The sequence below is a fragment of the Roseibium sp. MMSF_3247 genome, assembly GCF_030733765.1.
GTDB lineage: Bacteria > Pseudomonadota > Alphaproteobacteria > Rhizobiales > Stappiaceae > Roseibium.
In genome coordinates, this window is sequence record NZ_JASHII010000001.1 from 439482 (window position 1) to 459162 (window position 19681).

Sequence of the window (19681 nt, forward strand, 5' to 3'; positions counted from 1 at the left end):
TCGTCTTTGGTGACCGCCTTAATGGATTCCTATACGACTGGAACTTCAAAGCAAAACTGCAGCGTTAAAAAGATAAATAAATTCGAATTTTCGAAATAAAAGGTATTTTGAGCTCAAAACGGTAAGAAGAAAACGCGCCAAAATTTATAGTTAACGGCTCAAAAAATAATTGTTGTTGAGGCGTGTTTACGAAGTTGTTCAAAATACATCGCATTAATTTAAATTTTTAGCCACTTAAGGTCTTGTTAAGGTTATAAAAGCCCTAACCGCATAGGGACGATGCGGCTCTCATTGGGACTAAGCGAAACCCGGCAGGGGGTAATCGTGTCGAATAACAAAGGAATAAAATGTCTATTGCGTTCAACGAAGCGTATTACCTTGCGAACAATCCGGATGTAGCTGCCGCAATTGATGCGGGCCTGTTCCAGTCCGCAGAAGAACACTTCAATCTGTTCGGTTGGTCAGAAGGGCGTGACCCAAACGAGAATTTCGATACATCGTTCTATCTCTCTGAGAATCCGGATGTGGCGGCCGCTGGTGTCAATCCGCTGGACCATTTTTGGACTTACGGCGCGGCTGAGGGACGCATCCCGAACCAAACAATTGATACACTCTTGGGCCAACCTGAGATTGGTGGTGGCGACGATGCCTTCGATTCTGCGACGTATCTTGCCGCCAATCCAGACGTCCAGGCGGCTGTTGATGCCGGATCGTTCACGGCCTATCAGCATTGGGTGCTTTACGGTCAGTTCGAGAACCGGGATGGCGCACAAACTTTAAGCGGGACGGATCTGTCGTCCATAGTTCTGGACACGCCTTTGGGGAGCGATGGCGATCCCGATGATGGCGATACTGGTGGCAGTACCGGCAGTGGCGGTGGCGGCGGCGGAAGCAGCCCGACCGGCAATACGATCATTCTCGAAGCGGGAGTATCTGAAGTGTTGGTGGGCGGCGTGCCGGTGAATGCAACAAACTCCGCAACGGATTTGAACGACACGATTTACAGCACATTCGACAATGCGGATCTGAGTGTTATCGACGCCGGAAATGGTGAGGATACACTCATCATCACCGGCTTCAACACCTTCATAATCGACGATGTCCGGACGGACGACGCAACTGACGTGTCCGACCAACTTGATATGAGCTTGACCTCCGTTGAAAACATTATCTTTGAGGATGTGATCGGTGAGGTCGACATCGAGGATAAACACAACGGTGAAAACATAGAAGTTCAGGGCGAATCCGGTGCCTTGGAAGCTCTTACGAAAGCCGATGGCCAGACTTTGGTTGTCGAGAACACAAGTGGGAGTTTTTATTCCGAGATTTTTCTGTCAGATCATTCCAACCTGTCCGTTACGCTTGGGGCAAGTGATGATTTCATCATCTCCCTCCAGACCGGAGATGCCTACGTTGATGCTGGTGGCGGAGACGACTTGATTGTCGTGAGTGCCGAAGCTGCGGAAACTGCCACGATAATCGGTGGCGATGGCAGCGAGGATGCGTTGATCATTGACGCGGATATCACTGAGGACACGCATTATGTCTTCACCGATGCAAGCGGAATTGAATACCTGGACATCTATGAAGACGATTCGCACACAACGTCGGTCGATCTCTTTGATGGTATCAGGTTTCTCGGCGTGTTTGAGGGAAGTGGACCCCAAGACAGTTGGATTTACGGTACCGCAGACCAATGGAACAACATCTTTGAGACCAACTTCGAAGACACAGGTGCAGCGAAAACTCTTGTGCTGACGGCAGAAGGGGACATTGACTTTTCAAGGTATGATGTTGACCTCTCCGGTTTGGGCTTTGGAGGCGCAGGCGGGGTGTTGTTGTCCTCCGGCAACGACTCGCTGACCCTGAGCGCAGAGAATGCCTTCTATGTCGCTGACGATGGCGGCTTTATCGATGGCGGCAATGGCACTGACACACTGATAATGGCGGATGAGCTTGAAGATCCGTTTGATCTGGATGCCGTTCGAAACTTTGAAACCATCCAATTGACAGGTGGTGATCAGGGACTGATCATTTCCGACAATACCACCGCATCTGGCGCAACAACGGTATTTGATGCCTCTGGTCTTACCGGTGGATTGTTCTTCTGCGGGTGCGATGAGCTTGATGGAGCTCTTGAAGTGCTTGGCTCGAACTTCGGGGACTTCATCATCCTCGGTGCGGGCGCGGATACCGCCACGCTGGGCAGCGGTGATGATGTGGTGCAGATTGTCGAAGTCGAAAACGGCACGCTTGTCTTCGGAGCAGACACGATCAACGGGTTCACGGTTGGAGTTGATCCAAGTTCCGGCGACGCAATCTCATTCTCTAGAGACGATGTGGACTTTGGTGATACGACAGAGCTCACCTTCTCGACCATTCACGGCGATGAGGCCAATACCGACATATCTGCATTGATCGATCGTGGCTCCGTGTCCGTTCTGGATGTTGCTGCGGGCGCTGATGTCGATGATGCCGCAGAGCACCATATCATCAACTTCACTGATACCAGTGGCATAAGCTTCGCGGACGCAATCGGTGCTGGAACTGTTGATGTCAATGATGGTGGAGCCTTGGCCGCTGACACCGCAGTTCTTGTCACGTATTTTGATTCGGATGCTGGTGCCGCGATTATCGGATATGTCGACGATCTGGGTGGCAACAACCTCCTAGACGCCACAGACACCGTCAATACGATTGCAAGTGTCGGCATGACGGCAGCAGACTACGACAACTTCGCTGCACACTCGTTGATGTTCGACTAAGCGTAAGATCGTTGCCCGTCGGGTCTCCATAACCTGGCGGGCAATTTTTTGGGAAGTCTTGAACGAATTCTTGGCACCGGACCCGTCTTCGGGCGGTTCATAAGTCATGCCAAATGCCACCGCCTGCAATAATCAGCGGTGTTTTCTAAATTCAGTTTTAAGAGGTAATGGCGGACAGAGAGGGATTCGAACCCTCGATACGGTTGCCCGTATACACGCGTTCCAGGCGTGCGCCTTCAGCCACTCGGCCACCTGTCCGTTGCAAGCAGTGTCCCGCTTGAGTGGGCGCAATATACTGATGCGGCGGATGAAGGCAAGCATCTCATGAAGTTTTTTTTATCCAATCGGTCTGAGCTTGGGGATAGCTGATTGGAACACGGCGAAATGTTTGAATTTATGCCGAAAAATGCGGGTTTGATTATCTGATTTTTGAAGCAATGAAGTCGGAGATTTTCGCTGAAAGCAGGCGCTCCTATGGATGTGAGTTGGCTATTATGATCGAACTCATTTGGTCGATGGAATCTCGGTGGTCCAATAGCCATGCCCATCATAACGTTAGGGCAGAGCATGATTGCAGTGCTAAAGCCGGAAACACAAAAGTGTTAGCTGACAATACTTGATCAAGAAATTAACGATATTATTTGAGGTCTGTTCGCCTTTAGTCAAATTGCATATGTGCAGCAAACAAGGTCAGATCTGGAATTTTGAAATAACACAGCAAAATATAAAATATGACGGTACGGCAATGATAAGTATTGTGAAGTTTTTATTACGCATGTTCGGTTTCGGGTTGCTAGCAATTGCGATTGTTGTTGGCATTGCAGACGCAAGCCGTTCGATTGCAGAATCGCAAATTATGTTCAAGCCACTCGGGCAGCTTTGGTTCGAGATGTCACCTGAAACGCTTAATTTATCTCAAGCTGTGATTCAGCGGTATGTCCATCCAACTGTTTGGGATCCGATGCTTCAAACGGTTTTGACGTGGCCGGCATGGGCCGTCTTTGCTGGGATCGGGGTGCTATTCTTGCTCATCGGCGCCAGAAGGCAAAAGCGCCGTTTTCGCTATGCTTAGCGTGTATAGCGTAGTGAGCTTCAGTGAGCATTGGCGTCTGACCGTAGACAAGCTGCAAAATAGATCCACATAATCCGTCAATCGGTATTCGCCTGCTCTGGATCGCAGGTGCGTACGCCTGTCATCAAAACCTGGAGCGCGATCATGTCTTTCATGACAATGTTGAGCAAAAAGTTTTCACTTCCGACCTCTGCAGAGGCACTTCCAGGCCGCGCAGAGGCCATTGTGCCGGGTGAGGCGCATTTTGTGAATGGAAATTCGATGACGGGGCCGTATCCGGAAGGGTTGGAAACCGTTCTATTCGGGATGGGATGTTTCTGGGGCGCTGAACGCCTGTTTTGGACGTTGCCCGGCGTCCATGTGACAGCTGTCGGTTATGCAGGCGGGATCACACCGAACCCAACCTACCATGAAACCTGCACCGGCCGGACAGGGCACACGGAGGCAGTACTGGTCGTTTACGATCCCGCTCAGGTCACGCTTGGAGATCTCTTGAAGGTTTTCTGGGAAAATCACGATCCAACACAAGGCATGAGGCAGGGCAATGATACCGGCACCCAGTACCGCTCGGCGATATACGTTCCGACGGACGCGGCGTTGAGTGAAGCCAATGCATCCATGGTCGCGTATCAGAAAGCGCTCCATGACAGCGGTATCAAGAATGCGATCACGACTGAAACCAAGAAGCTCGACGAGTTCTATTTCGCCGAAGATTACCATCAACAGTATCTTGCGAAAAATCCGGGCGGATATTGTGGGATCGGTGGAACCGGTGTCGCGTGTCCAGTTGGGCTCACCTCGGCTGAATAGGAGCGGTCTTGGACGAGCCGCATCCCGGTTCTAAAATGGGTTTTTTCAGACGGCCTGACGAATTCGTCAGGCCGTTTTCAACTGTGACAAAGCGCTTGGAAGCGGCGAAAATCCGGCATGTGTGTCCAAACATAAAGTTCCGAAATTTCAGAGTTTATTAAATTGCCGCAGGGATAATTACGCCAAAACGTGTTGGTGATTTGGCAAAAAGTTGAGCAATTCCACAAAGCGCTTCGTGGCCCTTTATTTCCTGGGAAGCTGTTTTATCGTGCTTCTCGGGACATTGGTGCCATCAGGGAACGGTCCGGTGATCGTATTTGCGAAGCCATGGGGGGCATCCGCCCTTGAGGTTGTCGCGAAAGCGGAAGGTCGGATCATGGCGGCGCCAACTGCAACCTGGTTTGCTTTGAGCCAAAGTGCAGACAGTGATTTTGTTCAGCGCCTCTATCAGTCGGGCGCAGGGTTTGTTGCGTCCTCTGCCGTTGCCTATGCCTGTGCACGAATAACTGGCACACCCATGGAGACCCAGTAATGAACAACATGGTATCGGCCGCATCTGGCCTGGACGTCTTACGGGAAAAGTTCTCCCGGATCGTGATTTTTTTCACATGGTTTAACGTCTTTCTGGTCATCGGAACTGCGTGGGTCGTGGGGAATGTCTCTTTCGTGACCATGTGCGGCGGCGCACTTTTGCTGGGCGTTGCAGCAACAGCCACCTGGGTCCGGTTTGGCATTGGCGTGGAAACGCGTTTGGCAACTGCTATGTCACTGGCTGGATTGGCGGCCTTGTTCGTTGCAGCACTTCACACACCGAATGTCGAAGCCTCTTACCAACTTGATGGGCACATGTATTTCTTTGCCGTTCTGGCGGTGTTGACGGGGTGGGTCGACTGGCGCGCTCTTGTGGCATACGCGGGCGTGGTCGCTGTGCATCACCTGGGTTTGAACTTTGCAATGCCTTGGGCGGTGTTTCCGGCGGGGGCAGACTTTGGCCGGGTGGTCTTCCATGCGATCATCGTTGTTGCCGAGGTAGCTGCGCTTTGGTGGATCACAGATTTCATCGCAAAGGCATTCGCAGCATCGGATGAAGCTCGCGAGGAAGCCGAGGCCGCGCAAGCTGAAACACAGTCTCTGCAAACGCAGGACGAGGAACGCGCAGAAGTCGAGCGTGCCAAGCAAATGGCCATTACAGAACGCATCGGGCAGTTCCAGTCGGAGATTGCTACAAAGCTGAACGGCGTAACGGCGAAAGTCGAAGAGATGCGCGGCTCAGCACAGGAACTGGGCCAAATTGCCGAAGACACGACGGTTCGAGCCACTTCTGTCTCTGATGCCTCCGAAACGGCTTCGTCCAATGTCCAGACAGTTGCTTCAGCGGCCGAAGAGCTGAGCAGTTCGATCAGCGAGATTTCGCGTCAGGTTGAACAGACGACCGGCATCGTGATGAAGGCGACTGAAAACGCACAGACCAGCAACCAGAAAGTTGCTGGGCTTGCAGAAGCTGCGAACCGGATTGGCGAGGTTGTGACCCTCATTCAGGCAATCGCTGAGCAAACAAACTTGCTGGCGCTCAATGCCACGATCGAGGCCGCACGTGCCGGCGAGGCGGGCAAGGGCTTTGCTGTTGTTGCGGCTGAAGTCAAAGAACTGGCAACTCAGACGTCCAAAGCAACGGAAGAAATCGGGGCACAGATTTCCGCCATCCAGGAGGAAACCAAAGGTGCCGTTGAATCCATCGGGGCCATCGCGTCCACAATGGATGAGGTTAACAGCTACACTGCGGCCATCGCGGCCGCGGTTGAGCAGCAAGGTGGTGCCACACAGGAGATCTCGCGCAATGTTGCTGAAGCTGCGGACGGCACCGGCCGAGTGGCGACCAACATTGGCGATGTTCGAGAATCGGCAGAACGTACGGGCGCCTCGGCGCGCTTGATGGTTGATGCAACCCAGATGCTCAACGAAGAAGCTGATGATGTGAAGCGTGCAATTGATACCTTCCTGAAGGACGTTGCTGCTGCCTAAACCGCAACGGACTATTTTGATCTGACTGCAGCGGCTCATGTCCAGTTGCGTGTTAAACAATTAGATGGCCGGCAAAGAGTTTTGCCGGTCATTTTCGTATTTCCGGGACGAAAGACTTGACCACATGACGCATGAGTGCAATCTGCCGCCTCTTATGGACCGTTGGTCTTCGCTAAGTTCGGTCTAATTTACGGCATAAACCACCCTCTCGAACCTCGGCGTCAGCAGATGTCAACGCGCACTATGAAAACCGGATCAGTCTTGCTGCTCGACGTTTTGAAGCGCCAGACGGCGACCTTGTTCGAAGCGCCGGTCGACGTGGTGACCTGCGCGCGTTTGGAAGAGGTCGACGATTGCCTAAGGCAGATTGAGCGTGCGCAGCAGGACGGTTACCATTGTGCTGGTTATCTGGCGTATGAACTCGGGTTTGCCTTTGAGGAAAAACTAAAAACGCGCTTTGAAGAAACCGGCGAGCCGCTTCTATGGTTTGGCCTGTATGAAGAGCGCCAGGATCTCACTCTCGATGAGGCTTTTGACGTCCTGAACGCGGACACCGCGGATGCTCCGCGAGGCTTCAACAAGCCATCTTTCGATATGGCGATCGAAGACTACGAACGTGCGTTTGCACAGGTCCAGGATCACCTTTCAAAAGGTGATATCTATCAGGTCAATCTGACGCTCCGGGCCAAATTCGGCCATCAAGGCGCCCCGGCGCTGTTGTTCCAGGACCTTCTGAAACGCCAGCCGGTGGAGTTTGCAGCTTATTTGAAGTTGGAAGACCGGACCGTATTGTCGTTGTCACCGGAGCTCTTCTTGGAGCGCACAGGGACCACGCTGCGGACACGGCCCATGAAAGGCACAGAGCCGCGCGGCAGGTTCGCATCTGAAGATGCCCGCATTGCACGAGACCTTGCTCAGGATCCCAAGCAGCGATCTGAGAACATCATGATCGTTGACCTGATGCGCAATGATCTTTCCAGAATTGCAGAAACAGGATCCGTCAAGGTCACGAAACTATGCGATGTTGAGCGGTATCAGAGCGTCCAGCAGATGACGTCGACCATCGAGGCTCAGGTTCCGGCGACAACCGGATTTTCCGATATCGTCCGGCATTTGTTTCCGTGTGGTTCCATCACAGGCGCACCTAAACTAAGCGCCATGCAGATCGCTCATAACCTGGAAACGGCACCGCGCGGGGTTTACACCGGCTCGATTGGATTTCTCGCACCAACTGGTGATTTCTGCTTGAACGTGGCGATCCGCACACTGGTTCTGCGGCAAGATGGAACGGGAGAAATTGGGACCGGATCCGGCGTTGTTTTTGATTCCAAGGCGCAGCACGAATACGACGAATGTGCTTTGAAATTGAAATTCATGACGGAAGATCTGCCTGAGTTCGACCTCATAGAGACCATGGCGTATGATCCAGACGTTGGGTACCTGCTGCTTGAGCGTCATATGCAGCGGCTACAAAAGTCCGCAGAATACTTCGGGTTTCAGTTTGATTTGCAAACCGTTCTGGATCGACTGGAGACCGCCGGCGAAGCCTGTCGCGGCTCGCAACGTGTCCGGCTGTTGTTGGGCCGTGCAGGCGACATCTCCATATCAGCAACCGAGTTGCCGCCGGCGGACCGCGGATCTGTTTTCAATTTGGTGCTCGCAACAGAAACCACGCGTTCCAGTGATAGGTTCCTCTATCACAAGACGACCAACCGGTCCTTCTACGACGAGACCCGAACTAGGTATCAAGCCGATACAGGGTGCCAGGAAGTTATTTTCTTGAATGAAAGCGGCTATCTCACTGAAGGGTCCTATACAACACTGTTCCTCAAGGTCGACGGCAAGCTGCTGACACCGGCGCTGGAACACGGCGTATTACCCGGAACGTTTCGTGCGGGGCTGCTGGAGGCCGGTTATGCAGTTGAGGCCGATATGACGCCGGAAGATTTGGAAAGAGCCGAGGCGGTGTTTGTCGGAAACTCTGTCCGCGGTTTGGTCAGGGCTCGCATGATTGCGGCCGAGAAAGCCGAACCGTCATCGTCGGCACTTGAGGGCATTCCGGTGCAAGAGACACGGCGCTTGGGATAATTCTGCTGTCAGCCTGATGCTGCTGATACATCCCACGGGACAATTTCCAGTTCGGGCCATAGCGCCTTCATTCGTGTCGCCTTTTCCGCGTAGGTTTCCGGATTGGGCTGGCTATAGTTTGGGACCAGCCGCATCGCGAAAATGTTTGCAATTCCAAATGGCGCGTGGATGCAAATCTGGTCGTCCTTACCGAGTTGCGCAGCAACAGCATGGGTCCGCGCGGCGTAAGTCGTGAGCGAATCCATCGCACAATCGAGCGGCCTGTAGGGCCTTCCGAATCTTTGTTCATACCAGAGGTGGACACGGGCCTGATTGCGGACTTCCAAGAGCTCTCGAAGGTCCGGAAGTGCGGACTGCACCTGTTGGATCACCGCATCCTCACCTTCGTAAGAAAGGTCGCGTCCATCAAAATAAATGACGTCGTAGTCCTTTATCCCGAGATCTATAGGTCTGTCTGTGATGACGTTCCAGATGGTCTGGTAAATGCCGCCCGATACAAGCCAGCCATCGCGAATCTGGAGATCCCTGATGCATCGGAGAATATCCATAACACGCGGTATTTCCTGGAGAATATCGGCCAACGCTTCGACGCGCTCGAGCTCCGTTGTTGCGGCAATATCCGCAAGAAGACAAAAGTCTCTTGTGCACGTTTCGGAAGGGAGCATGCGATGTCCTTACGCGAGAAAGGCATCTATCGTTAGGCGATTCTCGCCTGCCTGTCTTCACGCAGGCTTGTGCACGCCAGCTACCAAACCTGCTTTCACGCAGTGGCAGAGCGGTTAAAATTGACGCGGTGTTTCAACTTGATCTGATTGGCCACGGCGCCAATGTTGTTTCATCTTGATTTTGAGGAGGCGCCTATGGCACGGCAATTCAGAAATACATCTAAGCGGTTTTGGTCCCGGGCCGTTCCCGCAGTAACAGCGTTGGTCGCAACAGCAATCCTGACCCTTCCGGCAGATGCACAGAGCCGGCGCGCGAATTCTACATCATTGACTTGCGCGCAAGCGCAATCTTTGATTGCTCAGCGCGGCGCTGTGCTGATGAACACCGGTCCGAACACATTTGACCGTTACGTCAATGATCGTGGGTCTTGTCAGGTCAACGAGTATGCGAAAACCGACTTCATTCCTACGAAGGACAAAAAGAAGTGCGCGGTGAAACGCTGTGAAAGCATTACACCGTTTTCGGTCCCGTAAGGCCGGAACCAAATGATTTGCGCTGCCGCAACGATCAACGTGCGGCAGCGCAATAAATGTTAGCCGCGCAGCGTGCCGCCGGTGGCTTTCTCAACGTTGGCGATCACCTTCTTGGCAACCGCGTCGATTTCTTCATCCGTCAGCGTCTTTTTGCGGGGTTGCAGAACAACGTCGATCGCAACAGACTTTTGCCCTTCTGGAACACCGGCCCCTTCGTAGATATCAAAGAGTGTAATGTCTTCGATGAGGCTCTTGTCGGCCCCGCGGGCGGCCTTGAGGATCTTGTCGGCGGTGACCGTGCTATCTACGAGGAACGCAAAATCGCGGCGAACCGGCATCAAATCGGAAGCATTCAGGGACCCCTTGGAGCGGCCTGCCTTGGCTTTTGGCTGCGGCAAAGCATCAAGATGGATTTCGAAAGCAACGAGCGGCCCTTCGATGTCCATCTTCTGCAAAATGCGCGGATGGACTTCACCGAACACGGCAAGCGTGTTCTTTGGACCAAGCTTCAAACACCCGGAGCGACCAGGGTGAAATGTATCCGGAGCATCGGTGAATACCTGGAGCTTGTCGACTGGCGCGCCAATTGCTGCCAGCGCTGCTTCCGCGTCCGCTTTGGCATCAAATACATCAACTGAGGCTGATGTGCCGGACCAATGGCGTCCGCTTCCAGACATCTTCGCGGTTCCACGGCGCACGCCAGCAGCCACGATCTTTTGTCCCTCTGGGGCATCGGATTCGAAGACCTGGCCGATTTCGAAGAGAGCGACATCACCATAGCCGCGATCGGCATTTCGCTGCGCTGCCATGAAAAGGCCAGGCAGCAGGCTCGGACGCATGTCTGACATCTCCGGTGAGATCGGATTGGCCAAAGCGAGCGTTTCGTTGCCGCCACCGAACAGAACGGCATGGTCTTTTGGAATGAAGGACCATGTGACGGATTCGTTGAACCCGCGTGCGGCCAGGGCACGGCGTGCCTTGTTGCGGCGGATCTGGCTCGGTGTCAGCACGGTCTTGGTGACAGTGCCCAGGCGTGGCAGAGGCGTTGACGGGACACGATCCAGGCCGACGATCCGGGTCACTTCTTCAACCAGATCGGCCTTGCCTTCAATATCCGGGCGCCAGCTGGGTGCGGCCACTTTGACAGTGTCTCCGGAACCGGAAATCCAGAAACCGAGCGCCTTCAAGGTGACGTTTGCCTCAGCCGGTGTGAGGTCGATGCCAGACAGCCGTCTGATCTCGGAATACGGGAAATCGATGATGTTTGTGCTGTCGGGGATGTCACCGGTGCGAATGGCTTCGGACGGCTCACCACCGCACAGGTCCAGCACCATGCGGGTCGCGTACTCGAGACCAGGCATCATGTAGTCCGGATCGACACCGCGCTCAAAGCGGTAGCGGGCATCCGTATTGACGCCCAGTTTCCGACCGGTGGCCGCAATATCATCCTCGTCCCAAAGCGCAGACTCGATCAGTACGTTGACCGTCTCCTCAGTACAGCCGGAGGGTTCGCCGCCCAAGATCCCGCCAAGGCTTTCCACGCCATTGTCATCCGCGATCACGCAAACTGTGTCGTCGACGTCATAGGATTTTGCATTGAGGCCGTCGATCTTCTCGCCAGTTTTGCCCCGGCGCACAACAAGGTTGCCGTGCACTTTGTCCGCATCGAAAACGTGAAGTGGGCGCCCCTGGTCGAAGGTGATGTAGTTGGTGATGTCGACCAGGATGTTGATCGGCCGCAAGCCGATCGCCACCAAGCGGTCCTGAAGCCACTGTGGTGACGGGCCGTTCTTGACGCCCTTGACCATCCGCAGACCGAAAGCCTTGCACATCGGCTTGGTGTCGCCGAAGTCGAACGTCACGTCGACGGGGCAGGGATAAGCGCCGCGGATCTGCTCATGCGAGCGTTCCTTCAGCTTGCCAAGGCTGGCCGCCGCGAGATCGCGCGCAATACCGTAAACGCCAGTACAATCAGGACGGTTCGGCGTCAGGCCGATCTCGATCACAGGTTCGTCCAGACCTGCCCATTCGGCATAGTTCACACCAACAGGGGCATCGTCTGGCAAATCGATGATGCCGTCATGCTCGTCGGAAAGCTCCAACTCGCGCTCCGAGCACATCATCCCGAAGCTTTCCACATCGCGGATCTTGCCGACGGATAGCGTAACATCCAGGCCGGGTACATAGTCGCCAGGTTTTCCAAGAACACCGACGAGGCCTGCACGGGCGTTGGGCGCACCGCAGACAACCTGAACCGGCTCGCCGTCCCCGATATCGACCTTTAAGACGCGCAGACGGTCTGCGTTCGGATGTTGTTCGGCTTCCAGGACTTTCGCGATCTTGAAAGGCTTGAGGCGGTCGGCGCGGTTCGTAACCTCTTCCACCTCCAGGCCGATCATGTTCAAGCGGTCCAAGATGTCCTCAAGGCTGGCATCCGTGTCCAGATAGTCCTTGAGCCAGGACAGAGTGAATTTCATAACAAGTCTCTTTATCAATCATGCGGCGCAGGCCGCGAATTTTGTTCTAGAAGCGCTTACTGGCTAAAGCGGTCCACTTCCGGGATAACCGTTGCTTCGCCGTAGTTCTCCGCAAACCGGCGCCCGATTGCGGACAAGTCGCGTGTCCAGTCGGTTACCATTGCCGGTGTGATTTGCTGACCAGTTGCGATCGACTGTGCTGCTTCCGTTTCGATCCGGTCACGCAAGATGCCAAGCTCGACTTGAGCAGCGTATTCGGCCCGATACTTACCGAGCCAGCCCATGGCAACGATGATCACCATCACAAGCAAAGCGGCTGTGCTGGACAGGCTTGCCCACTTTGCAGTGCCGCCAATACGGCGTTCACTCGCAATCAGCACGATCGAGGCGATCGTCAGGAACGCCACGATATAGATCGCTTGCAGAAAGCTCTCGTACTTATCGGCAGAACTGGTTTCGTGAGAAGCCCGCAGACGTGTGATCCGGTCTCTGAGGTACAGTAGCGCGTCAGCTTCAGTTCCGAGCTTGTCGCGAAAATAGGTGTCACAGAAACGAAGTCGGCCACGTTCTTCGATCTTCTCGGCACAGGCCTCCAGGAACGACGTGGGTGCAGCAACGCGCGCGTCACGATCAGACGTTTGGCTTGCTGTCTGTGCGGCCGCCGGCAGAAGGCTTGCGACAATCAAAACAGTTGCGACACAAAGGCGGGTCAGGACTGACATGAAGAATGCCCCTTTAAAGATCCCAAGTTAGCTGGACAGCCCGCCGAACAGGGTCGGCAAGTCGAGCGGCCGGAAACCATAGTGCTGGATCCAGCGGACATCTGCATCAAAGAACGCGCGCAGATCGGGCATACCGTATTTCAGCATGGCGATCCGGTCGATGCCCATGCCCCAGGCAAAACCCTGGTAAACGTCTGGGTCCAGTCCGCAGTTGCGGATCACGTTCGGATGCACCATGCCACAGCCGAGAATTTCCAGCCAATCATCGCCCTGGCCGATTTTGACTTCCCCGCCGGACCGGTCGCACTGGATGTCGATTTCCATGGACGGTTCGGTGAACGGGAAGAAACTCGGGCGCAAGCGCATTTTGATGTCGTCGACTTCAAAGAACGCCTTGCAGAATTCTTCCAGAATCCACTTCAGGTGACCGAGGTGGCTTTCCTTGTCGATCACGAGGCCTTCGACCTGGTGGAACATCGGCGTATGGGTCTGGTCGCTGTCACAGCGGTAGGTCCGGCCGGGAATGATCACACGGATCGGCGGTTCCTCGGTACGCATGGTGCGGATCTGAACAGGCGACGTATGGGTTCTCAAAAGCAAACGCTCACCGTCTTCTTTTTCATTGAAGAAGAAGGTGTCGTGCATTTCCCTTGCAGGGTGGCCTTCCGGAAAATTGAGAGCGGTGAAGTTGAGTTCATCCGTCTCAATGTCCGGACCTTCCGCAATCGAAAAGCCCATATCGGCGAAAATTGCGGTCAGTTCGTCGATGACCTGGCTGACCGGGTGAATGCGTCCGGTGTCGGTCGGGGACGGCCGCATCGGCAATGTGACATCGACTGTCTCGCTTGCCAGCCGGGCTTCCAGCGCGGCTTCCGCAAGGACGTCTTTGCGGGCCGCGACGGCATCAGTGATTTTCGCCTTGAGGCCATTCAGCGCCGGTCCCATCACCTGGCGTTCTTCCGGCGTCATCTTACCGAGCGTCTTCATTTGCTCGGAGATGCTGCCTTTCTTGCCAAGCGCGGCGACCCGCACTTCTTCCAGTGCGGATTCGGAGCCGGCGTTTTCAATGGCTGTGAGGAGTTCGGATTCAAGAGTATCGAGATTGGACATGCGTGCTCAGGTCGGTTCGCGCGCGGTGCGCGGTGTCTTCGAAACAGAAAGTCGGGGTCTTTTAGCGAATAATGGCGCACAATGCCACGGCTTCAAACGCATTATTGCGGGAGCCCCAAGGATGACGTTCGCGCTGGAGAAATCTGGCGCGTCAGCGCATAAATCGCCCGCAAGCGGGACCCTGGCACTCGGCAAACTGCCGCCTCCCCGATGCGTCAGCAACCGGAGCGCATATATGGCAAGCAGATGCGTCTGTGTGGACCAGATAAATCATGCAGTCAGCATAAGCAGATGCTTGATCAAAACAAGAAGAAACATCAGCGGGGGATCAGTCGGGGACCTGGCGTTGCGCCGGGGCCACATCGCTTCCCTTGGGACGGCCAATCGATCGCTGCAGTTCGCTCGTGAGCCAGGAGCCGAATGCATCCTTTGCTCGTGTCCGAGGCACATTCTTGCCGCTGATCAGCCAATAGCCGAGACCCGTGGCTGGCCGTTCAGGAAATGGTGCGATCACCTGCCCGGAACTGACGGCGTAAACGGCCAGTGTTTCCCATGCGAGGAAAACCCCTTGGCCCGCGATTGCAGCGTCCATGCATAAAGAGCCGTCGGAAAAACTGGGGCCATCCTGCAGTATGCTTTCGTCAAGGTCAAAGAGGTCCAACCAGGTCTTCCAGGTAAACATCTGGCCGGGGTCGCGAATAATGGGCAGCTTGCCAATGTCTTCAGGGCGCTTGATCTGTTCCGCCAGTGCAGGGCTGCAGACCGGGAAGACCCGTTGATTGAGTAGTTTTTCCGCATTCACGTCCGGGTAGGGGCCGTTGCCCACGCGGATGCAAAGATCGACATCACTTGTGTTCGGGTCCACGAGATCGACGGTTGCTTCCACGCGGACCCGAATGCCCGGGTGCATTTTGTTGAAATGTTTCAGATGCCAGACGAGCCACTTACCGGCGAAAACCGGCGCGACAGATATCGTCAATGAATCCTCGCGGCCGCGCTGGGTAATCGCAACGGCCGTTGAGAGGGAGGACATGCCGGACGTCAGATGGGGTTGCATTGCCTGAAGATGCGGGGTCGGGACGAGCAGTCTGTTCTTCCGTTCAAACAGCTGAACGCCCAGCTGGGCTTCTGTTTTCTGGATCTGCTGGCTGACCGCTCCGACGGTCACGCCCAGCAGGTTTGCTGCCGCTTTAACAGAGCCCAGGCGCCCGACAGCTTCCACAGCGCGCAGGCCTGACAAATGCACTTGATTGAGTGTTTTCATATTAGAAAATCTAAACTGAAAATCAGAATAAGTCGATTTTTATTTGGAAAATATGCGCCTATATATAGTCATGCTAAATTCAAAAATTAAGGAATTTGGCCATGAGAAAAACAACAAGAAGGAAAATAATGATCATGTTGAATTTGTTTAAACGTCGTCATTTGACTGCTCAATCTGGAAACAGCCTTGACCGCTGCGACCCGCTGGCGCACCCGGCAATCCAGCGCATGAGTCCGCGTGAACTGGCAGATCTGCCGTTTAACCGGCGCTAAGCCAACCGGCCGGTTTTCGAACCGGCCTCAAGACTTCTGATCGGCCATGGCCGGTCGGTAACACCCAGAAAAAATAGAAAACGGCGCCGCGGTAGATACCCGGCGCCGTTTCTGTTTTATTCTATAGAATTGGAATTGGAATTGGATCCGCTCACTCATCCATCTTAAGAGCTTGAATGAACGCTTCTTGCGGGATTTCCACCTTGCCGAACTGGCGCATCTTTTTCTTACCCGCCTTCTGCTTTTCCAGAAGCTTCCGCTTACGCGTCGCATCGCCACCGTAACATTTGGCGGTCACGTCCTTGCGCAGCGCAGACAGGGTTTCACGGGCAATCACCTTGCCGCCGATGGCCGCCTGGATTGGGATCTTGAACATGTGCCGTGGGATTAGCTCTTTTAGCTTCTCCACCATCGCCCGGCCGCGGCGCTCAGCTTGCGAGCGGTGAACCAGAACGGACAAGGCATCGACGGGTTCCTCATTGACAAGGATCGACATCTTCACGAGATCGCCCGCGCGATAGTCGGAGATCTGGTAGTCGAAGGACGCGTAGCCCTTGGAGATCGACTTCAGCCGGTCATAAAAGTCAAACACCACTTCGTTGAGCGGCAGATCGTAAGCAACCAGCGCACGGCTGCCCACATAGGAAAGATCCACCTGGATGCCGCGCCGTTCCTGGCACAATTTCAAAATGCCGCCAAGATATTCGTCCGGCGTCATGATGGACGCGCGGATCCAGGGTTCGCGGATTTCAGAGATCTTCACCACTTCCGGCATGTCGGCCGGGTTATGCAGATCAATGTCGGTGCCGTCCGTCATGGTCATTTCGTAGACCACTGATGGCGCTGTCGCGATCAGATCGAGATTAAACTCACGGGACAGACGTTCCTGGATGATCTCAAGGTGCAAGAGGCCGAGGAAACCGCACCTGAAGCCGAAGCCGAGCGCTGCCGACGTTTCCATTTCATAGGAGAAGCTGGCGTCGTTGAGGCGAAGCTTGCCCATCGCCGCTCGCAGGTCTTCAAAGTCGTTGGCATCCACAGGGAAGAGGCCGCAGAAGACCACCGGCTGAGCCGGTTTGAAGCCGGGAAGTGCCTCTGTGCAAGGTTTCTTCTCAAGGGTGATGGTGTCGCCGACGCGTGTGTCGGCCACTTCCTTGATGGACCCGGTGATCACACCGATCTCACCCGCTTTCAGTTCGTCAACTTGCATGAATTTCGGTGTCATGACACCGACCCGGTCGACGTCATAGGCAGCACCAGTGCCCATCATCTTTATCTTCTGGCCCCTTTTGAGCGAGCCATTGATCACGCGTACCAGAACCATCACCCCGAGATAGGTGTCATACCAGCTGTCAACCAGCATCGCCTTCAGCGTGTCGTCCGGGTCACCTTGCGGGGCAGGCAGTTTTTCGACGATTGCTTCCAGAACCGTTTCGACACCGAGCCCGGTCTTTGCCGAAATCATGCAAGCTTCGGACGCGTCGATACCGATCACATCCTCGATTTGCTCCTGGATCCGTTCCGGCTCTGCCGCTGGCAGGTCGACCTTGTTCAGGACCGGAACGATTTCGTGGTCGTTGTCGATTGCCTGATAAACGTTTGCAAGGGTCTGCGCTTCCACGCCCTGGGAGGCATCGACCACAAGCAGGGAGCCTTCACAGGCCGCCAGCGAGCGAGACACTTCGTAGGCAAAGTCGACGTGACCCGGAGTGTCAATCAGGTTCAGGATATACTGCTGACCGTCCTTGGCATCGTAGATCAGCCGCACGGTCTGCGCCTTGATTGTGATGCCGCGCTCACGCTCGATGTCCATCGAATCGAGAAGCTGCTCGGTCATTTCCCGATCGGTCACGGTGCCTGTCATCTGGATCAGCCGGTCAGCAAGGGTCGATTTGCCGTGATCGATGTGGGCAACGATTGAGAAATTGCGGATGTTGGAAAGCGTCTTCGTCGTCATGGCGCCCATTTACCACCGCAATCCCGTTTCTACCAGAGGATTGCGGCGCGTTACTGCGGAAAAGCGAAGGAATAATTATGCTGGATTCTGTTTTCAGGCTCGGCACCTCGTTCAAGGTGCGCGTATTGGCCGCGGATGCCTGACATTATTGCGTAATTTCGGCTCGACCATTACGATCAGGCACGAAACATGTGGCCGTCGGTATTCTGTCGTGCGCCTTTACAAAAAAGATGATCGTTTTATGCCGCTCAGAGATGCCGAGCCGGGCGATATACCGGCGATTCTTGCGCTTTATAATCAAGCCGTCCGGGAAACAACAGCGGCTTGGACGTCACAAGAAGAAACTCTGGATGAGCGCATCACCTGGTTCGAAACGCGTCAGAACGCAGGCTGGCCGGTCATCGTCGCGACCAGCCCGGAAGACAAAGTGATTGGCTTTGCCAGCTATGGAGCGTTTCGCCCGCGGGAGGGATATCGCAAGACCCTCGAACACACAGTCTATGTTGATCCTAAGTTCCAAGGGCAGGGGATCGGGGCAAAGCTTTTGCAAAAGCTCATCGAAAAGGCGCAGACACAAGAGGTGCACGTGCTTGTTGGGGTGGTCGATGGAGACAACGCCGCGTCAATTGCTCTTCACAAGACGCTTGGATTTGAAGTCGCCGGTAGGTTGCCGGAGGCTGGAACAAAGTTTGGTCGCTGGCTTGATCTGGTTTTCTTGACGAAAATCGTCACGCCCGGCTTGGACAGTCCTGACGTGTGAAGGTGAGCATTTTGCCCCTATCAGTTCGCAGTCAGAACACTTTGACAAGCCGTTGGTAACGCTGCCAGGGCCATTGGGCGTTTCTTGACGACTTTCGGTTTTTCACCGGCTTTGGGCGGGTTCTTTGGAACCCAAGGCTCATCGGAGAGCCAGTAGGTCAGGTGTTCACCGCATCCATCGCCCGGTGGCGGCGGGTTTTGGTTTTTGCAGCCGCCGCTTCCTGACGGGCAGGAGAGCCGCACATGGAAGTGGTAATGATGTCCCCACCATGGGCGCACCTTGCGAAGCCAGGCCCGGTCGCGGCTGGTTTCAAACTCGCACAGTGCCTTTTTGATGGTTGGATTCACGAAGATCCGGGCAACACGTTTGTCTGATGCAGCGCGCCGGATCAGCCGTGCATGTATATCGGTCCATTTCTTCGGATCGACGCTGCGGTCCGCCCCTTTCACATCAAGGCGGCCTTTCAGCATGGAAATTGCCGAAATCTGTTCCCGCTCTTCGGGTGTCAGCCGCCGTTGCGGCATCTCGGTCAGCCAGATATCGGCATCCAAACCAATCTGGTGGCTGGCATGTCCCGACACCATAGGCCCACCGCGCGGCTGTGCAAGGTCACCCACGAGAAGTCCGTTCCAGCCTAGGCCCGGTGCGTCCTTGGCAAGGTCTTTCAGAAAATCGATTAACTCTGGATGGCCCCAGTTGCGATTGCGTGACAAGCGCATTGCTTGCCAAGTCGGTCCATCGGTTGGCAGCATGGCGCCGCCGGCAAGACATCCCTTTGCATAAGAGCCAATGGCGCGGGCTTTCAAAGGGGCTGGTCCGTCCACATAGCCAAAATAGTCCTTGGCCGGCTGACTGCCACGCAACACGAGTTTGGGCTTGGATGGTTGATACCCCTCCGGGACGGCCCGCTTTTCAGCCGGGATTGGTATTCCGGCTACCTTCTGGACCGTTGAAGCCGCCGGTGGATTGACTGTGCCGGGTTTTGCAGACGGAACGGGTTCTGCCGCAACACCTTTCAAAGGCAAAAACGGCAGTGCGCCAAAAGCAAAGACGATTGCCTTAAGTGTGGTTTTCTTCCGGCTTGCGAAGTTGCGATGCGTCACGGCGGACCTCATGCTCTGTGGCCGAAACCAAGTGCACAAAGATGCTGGCTCCTGAGGTTT

General features: G+C 54.8%; 15 protein-coding genes and 1 tRNA gene. 8 read left to right on the forward strand and 8 right to left on the reverse strand.

The genetic code is table 11. The features are described 5' to 3' along the window. Positions 1–347 precede the first annotated feature (347 nt). On the forward strand, positions 348–2765 hold the full coding sequence (locus RBB44_RS01920) for a hypothetical protein (RefSeq protein WP_306148186.1): 2418 nt from the start codon (positions 348–350) through the stop codon (positions 2763–2765). A gap of 168 nt (positions 2766–2933) precedes the next feature. Here RBB44_RS01920 and RBB44_RS01925 read toward each other — a convergent pair. Next, positions 2934–3023: transfer RNA gene (locus RBB44_RS01925), tRNA-Ser, on the reverse strand. A 358-nt stretch (positions 3024–3381) separates the two neighbouring features. Between RBB44_RS01925 and RBB44_RS01930 the strand changes: the two genes are divergently transcribed. The 5 genes from RBB44_RS01930 to pabB all read left to right on the forward strand — a co-directional run bounded on the left by RBB44_RS01930 (position 3382) and on the right by pabB (position 8757). Next, positions 3382–3837 (forward strand): hypothetical protein, encoded by a 456-nt coding sequence (locus RBB44_RS01930; RefSeq protein WP_306148187.1) that lies wholly within the window; start codon positions 3382–3384, stop codon positions 3835–3837. Positions 3838–3981: 144 nt separating this feature from the next. Further along, positions 3982–4647, forward strand: a complete 666-nt coding sequence (gene msrA / locus RBB44_RS01935) for a peptide-methionine (S)-S-oxide reductase MsrA (protein ID WP_306148188.1) — start codon at positions 3982–3984, stop codon at positions 4645–4647. A 211-nt stretch (positions 4648–4858) separates the two neighbouring features. Further along, the gene (locus RBB44_RS01940; protein WP_306148189.1) at positions 4859–5179 is read left to right on the forward strand and encodes a hypothetical protein; all 321 of its coding nucleotides are present in this window, start codon (positions 4859–4861) and stop codon (positions 5177–5179) included. Further along, positions 5179–6669 carry a methyl-accepting chemotaxis protein gene (locus tag RBB44_RS01945; protein ID WP_306148190.1) on the forward strand — a complete coding sequence of 497 codons (1491 nt, stop codon included), beginning with the start codon at positions 5179–5181 and terminating at the stop codon, positions 6667–6669. Before RBB44_RS01940 ends, RBB44_RS01945 begins: the two co-directional genes overlap by 1 nt. 228 nt (positions 6670–6897) lie before the next feature. Further along, entirely contained in the window at positions 6898–8757 is a 1860-nt protein-coding gene (pabB, locus tag RBB44_RS01950) for an aminodeoxychorismate synthase component I (RefSeq protein WP_306148191.1), read from the forward strand. An 8-nt stretch (positions 8758–8765) separates the two neighbouring features. Here the strand turns inward: pabB and RBB44_RS01955 are convergent, their stop codons facing one another. The 5 genes from RBB44_RS01955 to RBB44_RS01975 all read right to left on the reverse strand — a co-directional run bounded on the left by RBB44_RS01955 (position 8766) and on the right by RBB44_RS01975 (position 15529). Next, positions 8766–9422: a nucleotidyltransferase family protein gene (locus RBB44_RS01955; protein ID WP_306148192.1), complete on the reverse strand. Its 657-nt coding sequence runs from the start codon at positions 9420–9422 to the stop codon at positions 8766–8768. A 593-nt stretch (positions 9423–10015) separates the two neighbouring features. Beyond that, complete coding sequence (gene pheT, locus RBB44_RS01960; RefSeq protein ID WP_306148193.1) at positions 10016–12433, reverse strand: phenylalanine--tRNA ligase subunit beta; 2418 nt, start codon at positions 12431–12433, stop codon at positions 10016–10018. 56 nt (positions 12434–12489) lie between these two features. Continuing rightward, positions 12490–13155: a phenylalanyl-tRNA synthetase subunit alpha gene (locus RBB44_RS01965; RefSeq protein WP_306148194.1), complete on the reverse strand. Its 666-nt coding sequence runs from the start codon at positions 13153–13155 to the stop codon at positions 12490–12492. A gap of 27 nt (positions 13156–13182) precedes the next feature. Further along, positions 13183–14265: a phenylalanine--tRNA ligase subunit alpha gene (gene pheS / locus RBB44_RS01970; RefSeq protein ID WP_306148195.1), complete on the reverse strand. Its 1083-nt coding sequence runs from the start codon at positions 14263–14265 to the stop codon at positions 13183–13185. 328 nt (positions 14266–14593) lie between these two features. Beyond that, entirely contained in the window at positions 14594–15529 is a 936-nt protein-coding gene (locus RBB44_RS01975; RefSeq protein ID WP_306148196.1) for a LysR substrate-binding domain-containing protein, read from the reverse strand. A gap of 101 nt (positions 15530–15630) precedes the next feature. Here RBB44_RS01975 and RBB44_RS01980 point away from each other — a divergent pair, with 101 nt between their 5' ends. Next, a complete protein-coding gene (locus tag RBB44_RS01980) occupies positions 15631–15801 on the forward strand; it encodes a hypothetical protein (RefSeq protein WP_306148197.1) in 171 nt (56 codons plus the stop codon). Between the two features lie 151 nt (positions 15802–15952). On the opposite strand, the gene lepA is transcribed toward RBB44_RS01980, so the two are convergent. Next, entirely contained in the window at positions 15953–17758 is a 1806-nt protein-coding gene (lepA, locus tag RBB44_RS01985) for a translation elongation factor 4 (RefSeq protein ID WP_209172353.1), read from the reverse strand. 241 nt (positions 17759–17999) lie between these two features. Between lepA and RBB44_RS01990 the strand changes: the two genes are divergently transcribed. Next, positions 18000–18518, forward strand: a complete 519-nt coding sequence (locus RBB44_RS01990) for a GNAT family N-acetyltransferase (protein ID WP_306148198.1) — start codon at positions 18000–18002, stop codon at positions 18516–18518. A gap of 20 nt (positions 18519–18538) precedes the next feature. On the opposite strand, the gene mepA is transcribed toward RBB44_RS01990, so the two are convergent. Beyond that, positions 18539–19543 carry a penicillin-insensitive murein endopeptidase gene (mepA, locus tag RBB44_RS01995; protein WP_371932263.1) on the reverse strand — a complete coding sequence of 335 codons (1005 nt, stop codon included), beginning with the start codon at positions 19541–19543 and terminating at the stop codon, positions 18539–18541. Positions 19544–19681 lie beyond the last annotated feature (138 nt).